Consider the following 15,700-nt stretch of genomic DNA (forward strand, 5'->3'; position numbering starts at 1 on the left):
AAAAATTTAGGACAATTACCTAAACAGATTTTCTGAGATAAAAATAAGTATGTTGAATATCTTAATTTCAAATAATATTTTTACAACTGCTTGCTATTCGGCGCTAAGCATCAGTCGCAGCCTGCCCCCAGCCCCCCAAACCTGACACTGCCAGGCGGAACAGTGCTGGCTGATTTGGTTCATGTAGGTTGCGCCCAGCATACCCAGAGGTACGCCGTTGCTCAGTTGGATTTGATTGTCACCGGTATTCACATTGGCATGCAGGCCAGCAGAAACCAGAATCAGGTTTTTATATTCGGCGTGATAATAACCAACTAACAGAGGGAATTGCCCTTCCAGCTTGCCTTGGCGCAATAATTGATTAACTTGCTTTAACAGTGTCGTCATTTGCGGCAACCGATGACGCTGATTAACTAAATGATCCTGCAATAATCCATTAAATAAAGCACGCAGCAACAACGCGGCCAATACGCCATTATCACCTGCGCGGGTAACATCCAGGCAATAGAAAGCCAGATCCTTATCCGACAGTGCGGCTATATCTAGCACCAACCCCGGATTCTCGCTGGTGGTTAATTGCCGGTAATTAATCCGACAATGGGCTACGGTCTGTTGCACCGGCGGCTGAAGCTGTTTGAGCAATTTTACCGCTTCAGAAGGATTTTTACTCAGCGCATTCCAATCCTTGAACAGCTCAGCTTCTTCCAGAGCCGGGGAGGTAAACATATTGGGATACAAACACCCCAAGACCGCTTCACGCAGGCGGTTGAGATCGGCCACCGGTTTCAGCAAGACATCCTGCACGCCCAAACGCAGCACCTTGGCGATATCCGCCATTTTATCCGTGGCCGAAATCACCAGTATCGGGATTTGCAGGCCTTGCAGCCGCAGATGTTCGACAAACTCGATCCCGCCCATTTCCGGCATGGCGAGATCGCACAAGATTAAATCGGGATGGACATCGTCTACGGCACTCAGTGCCTGCAAACCATTGGTCGCCTCACTGGTCTCCGCTCCCAGCGATTTCAAATAGCCAACAAGCACGGAACGAAACACCAGTTCGTCCTCAACGATCAAAATCCGCTTGTTAGTGAGTGGTAATGCCATCAGCCGAGCCTCTTCCCTTTTCATAGTGTAATAGTGGCTCAAAAAGGGTATTTACGCTTGCCGGAAAATGTCCCAACCGCACGTTGCCCCCCCCTGAAACCGGCAGCTATTTATTTTTTATCAATGGCAACAGCATATCGAGCTGTTTTTGCACCGCCAGCTCGCCGGCTTCAATCGCCTCATTGGCGCGGTGAAAGTCCAGCGTTGAAATTTGCGGGCAGTAGGGTTGAATCAACACATCGGGCGGATCGCCGGCCATGCGGTTGCGTTTCAGGCGATTCTCCAACACCTGTATCGACGTCCCCATGATTTCCATCGCCGTTGGCGTGAAGTTAGGCTTTCTCAACGTCATCTTGCTGATTCGTTCGCGCAAGCGCCCCCGCCAGTTGCGGGCAGGGAGATCGTTCGGCTCTTCCGCATCATTGCGGACCGAGAACAAATCCTGCTGCATCAGATGCGCATCATGTTGCAGGTCAACGGCGATGACGATATCTGCGCCCATCGCGCGGGTTAATGAGATGGGAACCGGGTTAACCACCGCACCATCCACCAGCCAATAACCGTCAAACCACACCGGCGCCAACAAACCGGGCATGCTGCATGAAGCTCGTACCGCCTGATGAATATCCCCTTTCGTCAACCACAACTCCCGCCCGGTACTCAGATTAGTCGCCACGGCACCGAATTTCAGAGAGCACTCGGCAATATCATCGATCTTCAACAACTGCCCCACCGCATTGAACACCCGCTCGCCCCGCAACAGACCGCCCCGCTGCCAGGACAAATCCATCAGCCGAATCACATCCCAATAGCTGAACGAACGCACCCACGTCTCCATGGCCGGCAGACGATGGCTCGCAAATGCGGCACCCACCAGCGCACCAACCGAGCAACCGGCTACTATATCGACCTCAACGCCCAATTTCTTTAGCGCGTTGATGACACCAATATGCGCCCAGCCTTTGGCCGCCCCCGCCCCCAATGCCAGTCCCACTTTAATCTGTCGCATAACGCCTGCCCTTTACCCGGTGAATTGTATCAAACCTGCTGTCAGCGTAGATTGTCACGACCGAATAATGTTAGGTAACATATGCGCTAAATTCATTTCATCATCATTGGCCGTTCTTTTTCGTGCCGGCCATTTTAGGAGTTACCTTGCCTGAATTATGCCCCTGTGGCGGCGGTCTGGAGTATAGCGCATGCTGCGAACCCTACATTAACGGGGTCAGATTCGCACCCACTCCAGGCACGTTAATGCGCTCGCGCTTTACCGCCTACGTGAAACACAATGTTGATTATCTGATCGCCACCTGGCATCCCGATTGCCATGCCAATGAATGGCGTAAGTCTATCGTCGACAGCTTCAAAAGCACCGAGTGGCTTGGTCTGACGGTGGTAGAAGAAAAAGAAGGTCATGATACCGGCGAAGGTTTTGTCGAATTCGTTGCGCGCTTCGTTGACGCCGGCAGCGACGAACACAAGGCGATGCATGAGCGTTCGCGCTTCCTTCAGCTTGACCAACGCTGGTACTATATTGACGGAACCAAACCCCAGCCTGGCAGAAACGCAATTTGCCCCTGTGGTTCAGGTAAAAAATATAAAAAATGCTGCGGGCGTTAGCCGGCTGTCATTGTGTCCCATAGCGTTCAAGCCGCAGCCGACCAGGTTGCCGCTTGAAGATGAAGACTATAAAAACTCTCGCCTGCACAGACAGGACGTTCAGTATCAGACAGGATCATCATTCCCATGCCGCACCAAAATGTACAAAGAAAAGTTTTGCGCACCATTTGTCCGGATGCCAAAGGCCTGATCGCCAAGATCACCAACATTTGCTACAAACATGAACTCAACATTGTTCAAAACAATGAGTTTGTTGATCACCGCACCGGGCGTTTCTTTATGCGTACCGAGCTGGAAGGTATCTTCAACGACACCACGCTGCTGGCAGATCTCGACAGCGCGCTGCCGACAGGCTCTGTTCGCGAGCTGCACAACTCCGGCCGTCGCCGCATTGTGGTACTGGTGACCAAAGAAGCGCATTGTCTGGGCGACTTGCTGATGAAAAGCGCCTACGGCGGTCTGGATGTAGAGATCGCCGCGGTTATCGGTAACCACGATACGCTGCAAACGCTGGTCGAACGCTTCGATATTCCGTTCCATCTGGTCAGCCATGAAGGGTTGACGCGCGACCAGCACGATCAAAAAATGGTGGCTCAGATCGATCAATATCAGCCGGATTACGTGGTACTGGCCAAATATATGCGCGTGCTGACCCCGGCATTTGTTCAGCACTACCCGAACCAGGTGATCAATATCCACCATTCGTTCCTGCCGGCCTTTATTGGCGCGCGGCCTTACCATCAGGCTTACGAACGCGGGGTAAAAATCATCGGCGCTACCGCACACTACGTTAACGATAATCTGGACGAAGGCCCAATCATCATGCAGGAGGTGATTCATGTTGATCACACCTACTCTGCTGAAGATATGATGCGTGCCGGGCGTGACGTAGAGAAAAACGCACTCAGCCGCGCGCTGTATCATGTGTTGGCACAGAGGGTATTTGTTTACGGTAACCGCACGGTTATTCTGTAACGGCTCAATATACCCGATAAATTTCAAGTTGCCGCCAGGTGCCAACTCGCTCACCCCAGAGGGGCGAATATTTCCCCCAGGGGTGAGCAAGCGCAGTCAAAAACGCGGCTACTTGAAAGGTTAGGGGTATAAAACGGGGCCTTTCGTTCAGGAATGCACCGTCACGGGCAAAAAATCGGCAAACGATTCATTTTCTGCATTTCAATACTTTACACACGCGCTTCATTTGATATGATGCGCCCCGCTTACCGAGACAGACGTTTCGCAAGCAAGGCCAGTGGTGGGGTTCCCGAGCGGCCAAAGGGAGCAGACTGTAAATCTGCCGTCACAGACTTCGAAGGTTCGAATCCTTCCCCCACCACCATCTTCTCTCTGTTGATGAAGCCGCAGCAAAAGCTGAAGCCGAATTAAACACTGAGGGGGAGGATGAGAAGCTTCGACAAGGTTCGAGTCTCACACAGTGAGACAACGCGCTTTAGCACGGCCCGAAGGGTGAGGAACGAAGAGACGAATAATCCTTCCCCCACCACCATCTTCTCTCTGCAAAGAGTGAAGTCGCAGTAAAGAAACCGGCCAGGTTTCTTCCGGGCAAAACCGGAACGACAATTTGTAAATCCATGAATATCATGGTGGGGTTCCCGAGCGGCCAAAGGGAGCAGACTGTAAATCTGCCGTCACAGACTTCGAAGGTTCGAATCCTTCCCCCACCACCATCCTTGTAAATATTCTCCTTAATTTAAATCAAACTCAGCCGTAGCCAACCGCTCCCTTTCGGGGAAGGATGAGAAGCTTCGACAAGGTTCGAGTCTCACATCGTGAGACAACGCGCTTCAGCGCGGCCCGCAGGGTGAGTCGCGCAGCGGCGAATAATCCTTCCCCCACCACCATCCTTGTAAATATTCTCCTTAATTTAAATCAAACTCAGCCGTAGCCTGTCATATCACTAATCAAAATAGTTGCACGTCACATTTATCAGTTACCTTAACCATTCACCTCACGCTCAGCTTGAACTCCAGTCAACAATTCGCTATACCACTGACTTCTTTAATGCAGTAAGGAAAAAGTGCATGCGTAACAATATCTGCGTTTTTTGTGGTGCCAGCGAAGGCGCTAACCCTGCTTATGCCGATAATGCCCGGCAATTGGGCCGGACGCTTGCCACCCAGGGCAGACGCCTGATCTATGGTGGCGGTAAAAAAGGGTTAATGGGCATTGTGGCGGACGCAGTGCTTGAGGCCGGTGGTGAAGCCGTGGGCATCATTCCTGAACGGCTGGTAGCAGCAGAAACCGCACATCGTGGCCTGACCGAATTGGAAGTCGTGCCTGACATGCACACCCGCAAAGCGCGGATGGCGGCACTGGCGGACGGTTTTATCGCCCTGCCTGGCGGTATTGGTACTTTGGAAGAGCTGTTCGAGATCTGGACTTGGGGCCAGATCGGTTATCACAGTAAGCCGGTTGGCCTGCTGGATGTGAACGGGTTCTACCGTCCGTTAAACAATTTCCTGCAGCATGTAGCCGATCAGGGTTTTATGCGCCATGACTACCTCGGCACCCTGCACCTCAGCGAATCACCGCATACCCTGCTGCAACAATTCGACGATTACCAACCGAAGAATTACGATCGCTGGGCAAAATAATCCCACTCCGCTGGCGGCAAGTGCCGCCGGCCTGCGTTACATTTCCGGCCAAACTCTGCTACTATCTCAACACATTTTTCTCGCGAAAACGGCACCGCTCATGAAGTTTGTCTCTTTCAATATCAATGGACTGCGCGCGCGTCCGCATCAACTGTCCGCAATTATCGAACAGCACCAACCCGACGTGATTGGCCTGCAGGAAACCAAAGTTCACGATGACATGTTCCCACTGGAAGAAGTCAGCCAGCATGGTTATCACGTGTTCTATCACGGCCAAAAAGGCCACTACGGCGTCGCATTGCTGACTAAAGATAAGCCGATTGCCGTACGCCGCGGATTCCCTACCGACGATGACGACGCACAGCGCCGCATCATCATGGCCGATCTGGCCACACCTCAAGGCACATTGACCGTAATTAATGGCTATTTTCCGCAGGGAGAAAGCCGTGACCATCCGACCAAGTTCCCGGCCAAATCACGCTTCTATCAGGATCTGCAGAACTACCTGGAGCAGCAACTGTCCGTGGAATCGCCGGTGCTGGTGATGGGCGACGTAAATATCAGCCCAAGCGATTACGATATCGGGATCGGTGAAGAAAGTCGTAAACGCTGGTTGCGCACCGGCAAGTGTTCCTTCTTGCCGGAAGAGCGTGAATGGATGGACCGCTTGCTGAGCTGGGGCCTGGTAGATACCTACCGCCATGCCAACCCCGAGCGCAACGATGAATTCTCGTGGTTTGACTACCGCTCACGAGGGTTCGATGAAAATCGGGGTCTGCGTATCGATCTGCTGCTGGCCAGCACGCCGCTGGCGGCGCGTTGCACCGCAACCGGCATCGATTACCAGATCCGCGGGATGGAAAAACCGTCGGATCACGCCCCGGTCTGGGCAGAATTCTCGCTGTAATTCCTCCAACCCCGGCAATTGCCGGGGTTTCACTCTGTGGTACGCATGAAAATTATCGACGTCGTCGCCGCCATCATTGAAAAGAATGGCAAAATTTTACTGGCTCAACGCGATGCAAACAGCGATCAGGCCGGATTGTGGGAGTTTCCCGGCGGTAAGGTCGAGGAAGGCGAAAGCCAGCCGCAGGCGCTGGCACGTGAACTGGATGAAGAGTTGGGGATTATGGCGAGCGTAGGGAATTACGTCGCCAGCAACCAGTGGCAACACAACGAACGCATTATCCGGCTGCATGCCTGGCGTATTGAAGCATTCAGCGGCGAATTACAGAATCGCTGCCATTCCGATTTTGTCTGGCTAGAACCGGAGCGGGCGTCCGACTATGCCCTGGCCCCGGCGGATGTGCCGCTGTTAGCGGCCTATATGGCTTCTTTGCCGCCCACGAGCTAAGCGGCAACGTTACCTTGTCACTTTTTCAAGCGGATCCAGACCAACGGATTGGTGCCAACCACGTTGGGATCGCGAGTACATTGCAGCACTTCCCCTTCGACCTTGAGCACTGCCCCTTCAGAATAGTGTTGATCCTGATAAATGCAGCACCGGCTGCAAAGCTGTGCTGCCGGCTGGGCGGCGGCGTCTTTCGCCGTGCCCCAGATTTCCGGCGCCACCGGCAACACCACATCCACATCACCACGATTGGCCGCCGCCGCAGTGGAAAACAACAGCCCACCTGCGGCCAGCATCAGTAACCCATGATTCACTCGCTTTTCTCCCGCGCCTTGCCGGCGCTTTTCTTGCGTTTTTTTGCCCCGGCGGAAGGCGACGGCGGCAACCCGCGAAACGCCATACTCGCCCGGCTTTGCTTGGCCTGATAAATCAGCTCCTGCAAAGTGCCTACCAAGGGTTGCATAAAGTCCTGATAGCGGCAGGATTTTTCACTGATTTGCGTCAACGTAGCCTCCCAGTTGGCCGTCATATCAGGGCGAGCGGCAATATCCGGCAGCGAATGGATCAACGCCCGGCCGGTTTCGCTGGAATGAATATAGCGTCCTTTCTTGTACAAAAACGCCCGCTTGAACAGCAACTCAATGATGCCCGCACGCGTCGCCTCGGTACCTAAACCATCGGTCGCTCGCAGGATTTTCTTTAGCGCTTTATCTTGTACGAAACGCGCTATGCCGGTCATAGCAGAAAGCAGACTGGCATCGGTGAAAGGCCGCGGAGGCTGAGTCTGGCGTTCCACCACCTCACCACGTTCGCACAATAGCTCATCATCTTTCGCCACCACCGGCAGCGGAGAACCTTCATTTTCTTCATCGCGCTCTTTGCTGCCCAGCAGCGTCCGCCAGCCCGCTTCGGCCAGGAAACGCGCCTTGGCAACGAATTTTCCCCCGGCGATATCCAGTTCAATCACGCATTTGCGGAACATGGCATCCGGGCAAAACTGCATCAGGTACTGGCGCGCCACCAACCCGTAGACGTTCAGCTCGTCCTGGCTGAGGCTCACTTTGCTGGCGCGGGCAGTGGGAATAATGGCATGGTGAGCATCAACTTTTTTATCGTCCCAGCAACGGTTGCGACGATCGCTGTCGATCACCGGCTGCGGGTAAAGATCCGGCTGATGTGCGCTGATCGCGTTAAGCACCGCGTGACGCCCGGCGAAATGTTCTTCCGGCAGGTAGCGGCAGTCGGAACGCGGATAGGTGATCAATTTATGCGTTTCATACAACCGCTGGCAGATATCCAGCACCTGCTGCGCACTCAGGTTGAAACGTTTGGAAGCCTCAATTTGCAGCGTCGAGAGCGAAAACGGCAGCGGCGCGGTATCTGATTCCCGTTTATCATTATAAGACGTGACCAGCGCCGGCTGGCCCTCGATGCGTTTAAGCACGTGCTCCGCCAGCGGCCGGTGCAGCAAACGCCCTTCTTCATCCTGATAAGGTTCACAAGAGTCACTCGGCTGCCAAAGCGCGACAAAGCGCTCTTCCTTTGGCGTCACTATGTGCGCTTTAACTTCAAAGAAGTCTTTTGGCACAAAGTTTTCAATTTCTTCATCACGCCGCACGACTAACCCCAACACCGGCGTTTGCACCCGCCCAACGGACAACACGCCGTCGTAGCCGGCATTTCGCCCTAAAATGGTATAGGCGCGGGTCATGTTGATGCCATACAGCCAGTCAGCGCGGGAACGCGCCAGCGCAGAGACGCACAGCGGGATAAAGTCGCGGTTGTCACGCAGCCGATCGATAGCGCGCTCCACCGCCTGCGGGTTGAGATCGTTAATCAGGCAACGGCGTACGCTGTGACGTTTTTCCGGTGTCAGCGCCAGATAGTCCAGCACTTCGTCCACCAGCAATTGTCCTTCGCGATCCGGGTCACCCGCATGCACTACCTCGTCAGCGTCATGTAATAGCTTTTTAATCGCATTAAGCTGTTTACTGACCGAGGGACGCGGCTGCAGTTGCCACTTTTCGGGGATAATGGGCAGATCCGCCAGCGACCAGCGCGCATAGCGGCTATCGTAGGCATCCGGCTGCGCCTGCTCTAGTAAATGGCCCACACACCAGGTGACCACATCATTGTTGCCACAGGCAATAAACCCGTCACCGCGGCGATGCGGTTTGGGAAGAACGTCGGCAATGGCGCGCGCCAAACTCGGTTTCTCGGCAATAAACAGTCGCATTATTCACCGTTATTCTGGCTGTACGTCATCAGGAATTCTCTTACTTCAGCATAATTCCCGCGGAAGACAATCCGCCGGGATTTCTTTTCCAATTGATAGTGATACATCGGATCATAGTAGTGCTGCAACAACGGCACCAGCCACTCCTGATGCGCGTCACTATTACCGCTGACATGCTGGAATTGTAACGCCCATTCCAGCCGCTGCGTCAGCAGTTGGAATCGTTCCATTCCCAGGCGACGGCGAATGGCGAACAGGCCGTGATGCAGATACTCAGCGTATTTCTGCCAGCCCAGCTCCGCGCCGTAGGTCTGTTCAAACCCCATGCGCATGCGAACGATATATTCATCCTGCAACCTCGCCAGACGCACCTCAAAGGGATCGTCAATAACGGCCACCGACGCTTGCTGCATGCGGTTGAAGATCGGTAGCGGCAGATTATTGCTGCCGATAATGCGCCCTTCATCCTCCAGTATCCAACGGCGGCAGCCACCATGCTGTTTTTTCAGTAATAACACAGCCAGACGATTCTCAAAATCAATCTGTGAGCTCTGCGCCACCAGCGTTCGGCCAAAAGATGAACCGCGGTGGCGCGCTGCGCCTTCCAGATCGATGCCCTCTGCCAACTCATTGACCAACAGTGTTTTACCGCTGCCGGTGTTGCCGCCGACCAGCACCATGGGCAATTTGGCGCTCTGTTCCAGCGTGCCGAGCAGGAAATGACGCAGCGCCTTGTAGCCGCCGCTGATACGCGGGTACGCCACCCCAGCCTCACGCAGCCACTGCTGGACCAGTTGTGAACGCAACCCACCACGGAAACAATAGATATACCCTTCCGGCCATTGGGCACACTGTGCCAGCCAGGCCGCCGTGCGCTGCTCACGCAACCTGCCGTTTACCAAACTGTGGCCCAGCGCTAACGCCGCATGCTGCCCCTGCTGTTTGTAGCAGGTGCCCACCGCCTGCCGCTCGCTGTCATTCATTAGCGGCAGATTCAGCGCATTGGCGAAGGCGCCCTGTTGGAACTCAACCGGTGCTCGCACATCAATCAGCGGAATATCCTGCAAAAAAATACGACGATAGTCGTGGGTGTCGGCCAGTGGCGGCATAGGTGACACTACGCAACCTCAATCAGTGGCTTGCCAGACGTTGCAGTATGCAGTTCACCGATGGCGGTGAGCTGAATACCGTGGCGTTCGGCAATCGCCAGCACCTGTTGTTCTGCTTCAGGAAGCACCGCCAGCAGCAGGCCACCGGAAGTTTGCGGATCGCACAATAATTGGCGCTGCAGATCGGTCATGTCACCAATCAGGTGGCCGTAGCTGTCAAAGTTACGCCCAGTGCCGCCCGGCACACAGCCTTCGGCAATGTAGCGTTCGACATCCGGCAGTTTCGGCACCTGATCAAACCATAACGTCGCCTGCAAACCTGAACCCTGACAAACTTCGCTCAGGTGGCCCAGCAACCCGAAACCGGTGACGTCGGTCATCGCCGTCACGCCGGCGACCTCGGCAAAATCCGCCCCCAGTTTGTTCAGTTGACACATCACCTCCGTCGCCAAGCCTGCATGTTCTGGGCGCAGTTTGCTTTTCTTCTCGGCGGTGGTCAGCACGCCAATACCCAGCGGCTTGGTAAGGAATAATTGGGTGCCGGCTTGCGCAGCGCTGTTTTTCTTTACCCGGTCGGTATTGACTATGCCGGTTACCGCCAGGCCAAAAATGGGTTCGGGGGCATCAATCGAGTGACCACCAGCCAGTGCAATACCCGCCTGCTGGCAGGCGTAGCGTCCGCCGTCAATGACCTGCTGCGCCACTTCCGGCGGCAGTGTGGCGATCGGCCAGCCGAGAATGGCTATCGCCATGATCGGTTTGCCGCCCATGGCATAGACGTCGCTGATGGCGTTGGTGGCGGCGATACGGCCAAAATCGAACGGGTTGTCGACGATCGGCATAAAGAAGTCAGTGGTACTGATGATGCCAACGCCGTTGCCGATGTCATACACCGCTGCATCGTCACGGGTCTCATTGCCAACCAGCAAGCGCGGATCGACAAACTTTTCCCGCTCGCTGTGCAGAATGGTTTCGAGAACTTTCGGTGAGATTTTGCAGCCGCAGCCGGCACCATGGCTGTACTGGGTCAAACGGATCGCTGGCGATGTCATATACCACTCCCTTCGGTTAACGGCATTCAAGATATCATAGGGTAGCGCTTGCCGACGGGATTGATAAGAGCGGGCTGCCGATAACCGTACAGCCTGCTCAGAAACAACGCAGAATTGCGGGATTCGGCGCATTTTCGCGCAACCCCGCAGGGGATCAGAAGTAACTGACGAACGGTGTGCTGTCGGGGGCGACAACGTTAGTAGCGGCTTTCAACTGTGGCGTGCCCAGATAGAGGAAACCGACGATTTCGTCTTGCTCACGGCAACCAAAGGCTTCGCGAACCAGCGGGTGTTCGGTCCAGGCACCCGTGCGCCAGATCCCGTTGAAGCCCTGCGCCAGAGCGGCCATCTGCATCGCCTGTACCGCACAACCGGCAGAAACCACCTGCTCCCAACGCGGCACCTTGGTGTCTTCGTTGCAATGCGCCACCACCGTGATGATAAGCGGGGCGCGGAACGGCGCCTTTGTGGCCTTTTCTACCGCAGCGTCGTCCAGTTGGTCCTGTTTCGCAGCAGTTTGTAACAATTGGCTGAAACGCTCCAGACCCTGATTCTCGATCATCACAAAGCGCCACGGCTGCAGCGCACCGTGATCGGGCGCACGAAGGCCCGCATTGATGATATTCTGGCGAATATCCCCCGTTGGCGCTGGGGCCGCGAGGCGTGATGCAGAACGGCGATTCAGTAAAAGATCCAGTGCATCCATCGTAAACTCCCAATAACAATTTTCATTACGATCACGTTAACATAGCTCAACGGTGAGTTACAGCCTCGGCAATAGCCCCCGTGACTCACGATTTAAAGCTGACTTTTCTTCGGCCGCTCATTAGGATAGCGGAACATTCTCGACTCTTGTTGGAGAGCACATGCGCACATTGTGGCAAATCATTGCCGGTGTTTTCAGGTGGACATGGCGTCTGCTGAACTTTATCAGGGAACTGATCCTTAATCTGTTCTTGGTGTTGCTGATCCTGGTTGGGGTCGGTATTTATCTTTCATTCCAGAGTTCCACTACCCCTGCCGTCCCGACGAGCGGTGCGCTGCTGGTTGATTTGAGCGGCGTGGTCGTTGACCAACCGTCAATGAACAACAAAGTACGCCAGTGGGGCCGCGAACTGTTAGGCGCTTCCAGCAACCGTTTGCAGGAAAACTCGCTGTTCGACGTGGTCGACAGCATCCGCAAGGCCAAAGACGATAAAAACATTACCGGCATGGTATTGCAGTTGAATGACTTTGCCGGCGCCGATCAGCCTTCGCTGCAGTACATCGGCAAAGCACTGCGCGAATTCCGCGATAGCGGTAAACCGATCTTCGCCATCGGCGACAGCTATAACCAGACGCAATATTATCTGGCCAGCTACGCCAACAAGGTTTACCTGTCGCCGCAGGGCGCGGTCGACCTGCACGGTTTTGCCACCAACAACCTTTACTACAAATCGCTGTTGGAAAAACTCAAGGTCACTACCAATATCTTCCGCGTCGGCACCTACAAGTCAGCCGTGGAGCCCCTGATCCGCGACGATATGTCACCGGCGGCGCGCGAAGCCGACAGCCGTTGGATCGGCGGGCTGTGGCAAAACTATCTGGATACCGTGGCGGCCAACCGTCAGATCACTCCGCAGCAGCTGTTCCCGGGCGCAGCAGGTGTACTGACCGGCTTGCAGGCGGCCGGAGGGGATACTGCCAAATTTGCGCTGGACAGCAAATTGGTGGATGAACTGGCGTCACGCACTGTCATCGAGAATCAACTGATCAAAACCTTCGGTTGGGATAAACAGGCGAATGATTTCAACGCCACCAGCATCTACGATTATCAGCCAAAACCAACGCCGGATCAGGGCGGCAAAATCGCCGTGGTGTTTGCCAATGGCGCCATCATGGATGGCCCGCAAACGCCGGGCGCCGTTGGGGGTGATACTACCGCTGCGGAGCTGCGCCAGGCTCGTCTTGACCCGGCAATCAAAGCGGTGGTGTTCCGCGTGAACAGCCCAGGGGGCAGCGTCAGTGCCTCCGAAGTGATCCGTTCTGAACTGGCTGCAGTGCGTGCCGCAGGCAAACCTGTGGTGGTGTCGATGGGCGGCATGGCGGCCTCTGGCGGCTATTGGGCCTCTACGCCCGCGGACTACATCATCGCCAGCCCGAGCACCCTTACCGGTTCTATCGGCATCTTCGGGGTAATCAATACCTACGAGCAAACGCTGGACAGCATCGGCGTGCATACCGACGGTGTCGCAACTTCGCCGCTGGCGGATCTCGCCGTGACCAAGGCGCTGCCGCCGGAGTTCTCGCAAATGATGCAGTTGAATATCGAGAACGGGTATAAGAACTTTATCGATCTGGTTGCCAAATCGCGCAAAATGACGCCGCAACAGGTCGATCAGATAGCTCAAGGCCACGTGTGGCTTGGCAGTGACGCCAAAGCCAATGGCCTGGTCGATCAGTTGGGCGATTTCGACGATGCGGTGAAGAAAGCCGCCGAGTTGGCGAAGCTGAAACAGTGGCAGCTTAACTGGTTTGTCGATACCCCAAGCCTGACCGACATGGTGCTCAGCCAGTTTGGCGTGTCTATTCACGCCATGTTGCCGGCGGCCATTCAGTCGATGCTGCCGGCTCCACTGGCATCCGTCGCCATGGCGGTGAAAGAACAACCTGGATTGTTCAATAATCTGAACGATCCGCAAAACCGCTATGCCATCTGTTTGACCTGCGGAGAAGTCCGCTAACAAAATAATCCTGAGCCCGGCACACGCCGGGCTTTTTTTCTGCCGTTATCCCCCTATAATTCAGCCCATCTTATTTTCTGTTAAAACAATTACTATGCAAAAAAAATCCATTTACGTCGCCTACACCGGCGGGACCATCGGCATGCAACGCTCTGAACAGGGCTACATTCCGGTTTCCGGCCACCTGCAACGCCAACTGGCGCTGATGCCCGAGTTTCACCGGCCGGAAATGCCGGACTTCACCATTCATGAATACGCACCGCTGATCGACTCTTCGGACATGACGCCGGAAGATTGGCAGCACATCGCCGACGACATCAAACGGAATTACGATAGCTATGACGGCTTCGTCATTCTGCACGGCACCGACACCATGGCCTTCACCGCTTCAGCATTGTCGTTCATGCTGGAAAATCTGGACAAACCGGTGATCGTGACCGGCTCGCAAATCCCGCTGGCAGAACTGCGCTCAGATGGCCAAACCAACCTGCTGAACTCGCTCTATCTGGCCGCCAATCATCCGGTAAATGAAGTCAGCCTGTTCTTCAACAACAAACTGTTTCGCGGTAATCGCACCACCAAAGCGCATGCAGACGGTTTCGACGCCTTTGCTTCACCCAATCTGCCGCCGCTGCTGGAAGCCGGGATTCACATCCGCCGCCAGAACGGCATCGACAGCCCGGTTTGCAACGGCGAACTGCAGGTTCACAACATCACGCCGCAACCTATCGGCGTGGTGACGATTTATCCGGGGATTTCCGGCGCTGTGGTGCGCAACTTCCTGCTGCAACCGGTGAAAGCACTGATTCTGCGTTCTTATGGCGTGGGCAATGCGCCGCAAAAAGCGGAGCTTGTCGATGAATTACGCGATGCGTCCGAACGCGGTATCGTGGTGGTGAACCTGACCCAATGCATCTCAGGCCGGGTGAACATGGAAGGTTATGCTACCGGTAATGCCTTGGCCCATGCAGGGGTTATCAGCGGCTTTGACATGACCGTCGAAGCGGCGTTGACTAAACTGCATTATTTGCTGAGCCAACCGCTGACGCCGGAACAAATCCGCAGTCAGATGCAGCAAAATCTGCGCGGCGAGCTGAGCATTACGGGCTAACCCTGCCCAGATTACGGAGCCGAGATGAAAACAGCCCTGTTGTTAATCGACTTGCAAAATGATTTTTGCCACGGTGGCGCGTTGGCGGTGACGGACGGCGATGCCACCGTTATCGCCGCCAATCAGGCGATTGCCGCCTGCGTGGCGCGCGGTGAACCGGTGGTCGCTTGCCAGGACTGGCACCCCGCCAATCACCGCAGCTTTGCGGTGAATTCAGGGACTGAGGTCAACACGCAAGGTGAGCTGGAAGGATTGCCGCAGGTGTGGTGGCCGGTGCACTGCGTGCAGGAAAGCCCAGGGGCGCAATTGCATCCGCAGTTGCACCGACAGGCCATTGCCGAGGTATTCCGTAAAGGCCAAAACCCGGATATCGACAGCTACAGCGCCTTTTTTGACAACGGCCACCGAGCGCAAACCGCGCTGGACAGTTGGCTAAGGGCGCAGGGCATCACTCATCTGGCTATCATGGGGTTGGCGACCGATTACTGCGTGAAGTTCAGCGTTCTGGATGCACTGGAGCTGGGATATGTGACCTCAGTGATTACCGACGGCTGCCGCGGCGTCAATTTACAGCCAGGTGACAGCCCAAAAGCGTTCCAGGCAATGGAATTGGCCGGAGCACAACTCGTTACCCTGTCACAATTCATCGCACATTGATTCCATTGGGCGCCCACGCGCCCGCTTCCTCTCCCCGCGCAAATCTCGACATCGCTCACATTCCAACCATTCTCCCGTGATTACATCTTGTTCCTGGACGTCGCTTTTGCTGTTATGGC

Annotated in this window: 15 protein-coding genes, 2 tRNA genes and 2 other RNA genes; 12 read left to right on the top strand and 7 right to left on the bottom strand. The window is 55.1% G+C overall.

Annotation, left to right across the window (positions count from 1 at the left end; genetic code table 11):
- Positions 1–93 precede the first annotated feature (93 nt).
- Together rssB and rssA are read right to left on the bottom strand one after the other, a co-directional pair.
- The gene (rssB, locus tag SERAS12_RS13685) at positions 94–1,107 is read right to left on the bottom strand and encodes a two-component system response regulator RssB (protein WP_013813213.1); all 1,014 of its coding nucleotides are present in this window, start codon (positions 1,105–1,107) and stop codon (positions 94–96) included.
- Between the two features lie 106 nt (positions 1,108–1,213).
- The gene (rssA, locus tag SERAS12_RS13690) at positions 1,214–2,116 is read right to left on the bottom strand and encodes a patatin-like phospholipase RssA (RefSeq protein WP_013813214.1); all 903 of its coding nucleotides are present in this window, start codon (positions 2,114–2,116) and stop codon (positions 1,214–1,216) included.
- 146 nt (positions 2,117–2,262) lie between these two features.
- On the opposite strand from rssA, the gene SERAS12_RS13695 reads away from it, so the two are divergent.
- The 9 genes from SERAS12_RS13695 (at position 2,263) to SERAS12_RS13725 (ending at position 6,696) form a co-directional block, all read left to right on the top strand.
- Positions 2,263–2,727: a YchJ family protein gene (locus SERAS12_RS13695; RefSeq protein ID WP_013813215.1), complete on the top strand. Its 465-nt coding sequence runs from the start codon at positions 2,263–2,265 to the stop codon at positions 2,725–2,727.
- Between the two features lie 126 nt (positions 2,728–2,853).
- Positions 2,854–3,702 carry a formyltetrahydrofolate deformylase gene (gene purU, locus SERAS12_RS13700; RefSeq protein ID WP_004945352.1) on the top strand — a complete coding sequence of 283 codons (849 nt, stop codon included), beginning with the start codon at positions 2,854–2,856 and terminating at the stop codon, positions 3,700–3,702.
- Positions 3,703–3,981: 279 nt separating this feature from the next.
- Positions 3,982–4,066, top strand: a tRNA-Tyr gene (locus SERAS12_RS13705).
- A gap of 41 nt (positions 4,067–4,107) precedes the next feature.
- A non-coding RNA gene (locus SERAS12_RS25630) (RtT sRNA) lies at positions 4,108–4,234 on the top strand.
- Positions 4,235–4,330: 96 nt separating this feature from the next.
- Positions 4,331–4,415, top strand: a tRNA-Tyr gene (locus SERAS12_RS13710).
- A gap of 47 nt (positions 4,416–4,462) precedes the next feature.
- A non-coding RNA gene (locus SERAS12_RS25635) (RtT sRNA) lies at positions 4,463–4,589 on the top strand.
- Between the two features lie 180 nt (positions 4,590–4,769).
- Complete coding sequence (locus SERAS12_RS13715) at positions 4,770–5,342, top strand: TIGR00730 family Rossman fold protein (RefSeq protein ID WP_013813216.1); 573 nt, start codon at positions 4,770–4,772, stop codon at positions 5,340–5,342.
- A 100-nt stretch (positions 5,343–5,442) separates the two neighbouring features.
- Entirely contained in the window at positions 5,443–6,249 is an 807-nt protein-coding gene (gene xthA, locus SERAS12_RS13720) for an exodeoxyribonuclease III (RefSeq protein WP_013813217.1), read from the top strand.
- A 45-nt stretch (positions 6,250–6,294) separates the two neighbouring features.
- The gene (locus SERAS12_RS13725) at positions 6,295–6,696 is read left to right on the top strand and encodes a pyrimidine (deoxy)nucleoside triphosphate diphosphatase (protein ID WP_013813218.1); all 402 of its coding nucleotides are present in this window, start codon (positions 6,295–6,297) and stop codon (positions 6,694–6,696) included.
- A gap of 17 nt (positions 6,697–6,713) precedes the next feature.
- Here the strand turns inward: SERAS12_RS13725 and SERAS12_RS13730 are convergent, their stop codons facing one another.
- The 5 genes from SERAS12_RS13730 to SERAS12_RS13750 form a co-directional block, all read right to left on the bottom strand.
- Entirely contained in the window at positions 6,714–7,007 is a 294-nt protein-coding gene (locus tag SERAS12_RS13730; RefSeq protein WP_013813219.1) for a DUF1496 domain-containing protein, read from the bottom strand.
- A complete protein-coding gene (locus SERAS12_RS13735; RefSeq protein WP_013813220.1) occupies positions 7,004–8,929 on the bottom strand; it encodes a DNA topoisomerase III in 1,926 nt (641 codons plus the stop codon). The genes SERAS12_RS13730 and SERAS12_RS13735 overlap by 4 nt, the downstream gene beginning before the upstream one ends.
- On the bottom strand, positions 8,929–10,038 hold the full coding sequence (gene mnmH / locus SERAS12_RS13740) for a tRNA 2-selenouridine(34) synthase MnmH (protein ID WP_041416151.1): 1,110 nt from the start codon (positions 10,036–10,038) through the stop codon (positions 8,929–8,931). The genes SERAS12_RS13735 and mnmH overlap by 1 nt, the downstream gene beginning before the upstream one ends.
- 8 nt (positions 10,039–10,046) lie before the next feature.
- Positions 10,047–11,090: a selenide, water dikinase SelD gene (selD, locus tag SERAS12_RS13745; protein ID WP_013813222.1), complete on the bottom strand. Its 1,044-nt coding sequence runs from the start codon at positions 11,088–11,090 to the stop codon at positions 10,047–10,049.
- A gap of 154 nt (positions 11,091–11,244) precedes the next feature.
- On the bottom strand, positions 11,245–11,796 hold the full coding sequence (locus SERAS12_RS13750; protein ID WP_013813223.1) for an NAD(P)H nitroreductase: 552 nt from the start codon (positions 11,794–11,796) through the stop codon (positions 11,245–11,247).
- Between the two features lie 160 nt (positions 11,797–11,956).
- Between SERAS12_RS13750 and sppA the strand changes: the two genes are divergently transcribed.
- The 3 genes from sppA to pncA all read left to right on the top strand — a co-directional run bounded on the left by sppA (position 11,957) and on the right by pncA (position 15,581).
- The gene (sppA, locus tag SERAS12_RS13755; protein ID WP_013813224.1) at positions 11,957–13,813 is read left to right on the top strand and encodes a signal peptide peptidase SppA; all 1,857 of its coding nucleotides are present in this window, start codon (positions 11,957–11,959) and stop codon (positions 13,811–13,813) included.
- A gap of 94 nt (positions 13,814–13,907) precedes the next feature.
- Entirely contained in the window at positions 13,908–14,924 is a 1,017-nt protein-coding gene (gene ansA, locus SERAS12_RS13760) for an asparaginase (RefSeq protein WP_013813225.1), read from the top strand.
- Positions 14,925–14,948: 24 nt separating this feature from the next.
- Positions 14,949–15,581, top strand: coding sequence for a bifunctional nicotinamidase/pyrazinamidase (gene pncA, locus SERAS12_RS13765; RefSeq protein ID WP_013813226.1), 633 nt, complete (start codon positions 14,949–14,951; stop codon positions 15,579–15,581).
- Positions 15,582–15,700 lie beyond the last annotated feature (119 nt).

The organism is Serratia sp. AS12 (assembly GCF_000214195.1).
GTDB classification, from domain to species: domain Bacteria; phylum Pseudomonadota; class Gammaproteobacteria; order Enterobacterales; family Enterobacteriaceae; genus Serratia; species Serratia plymuthica.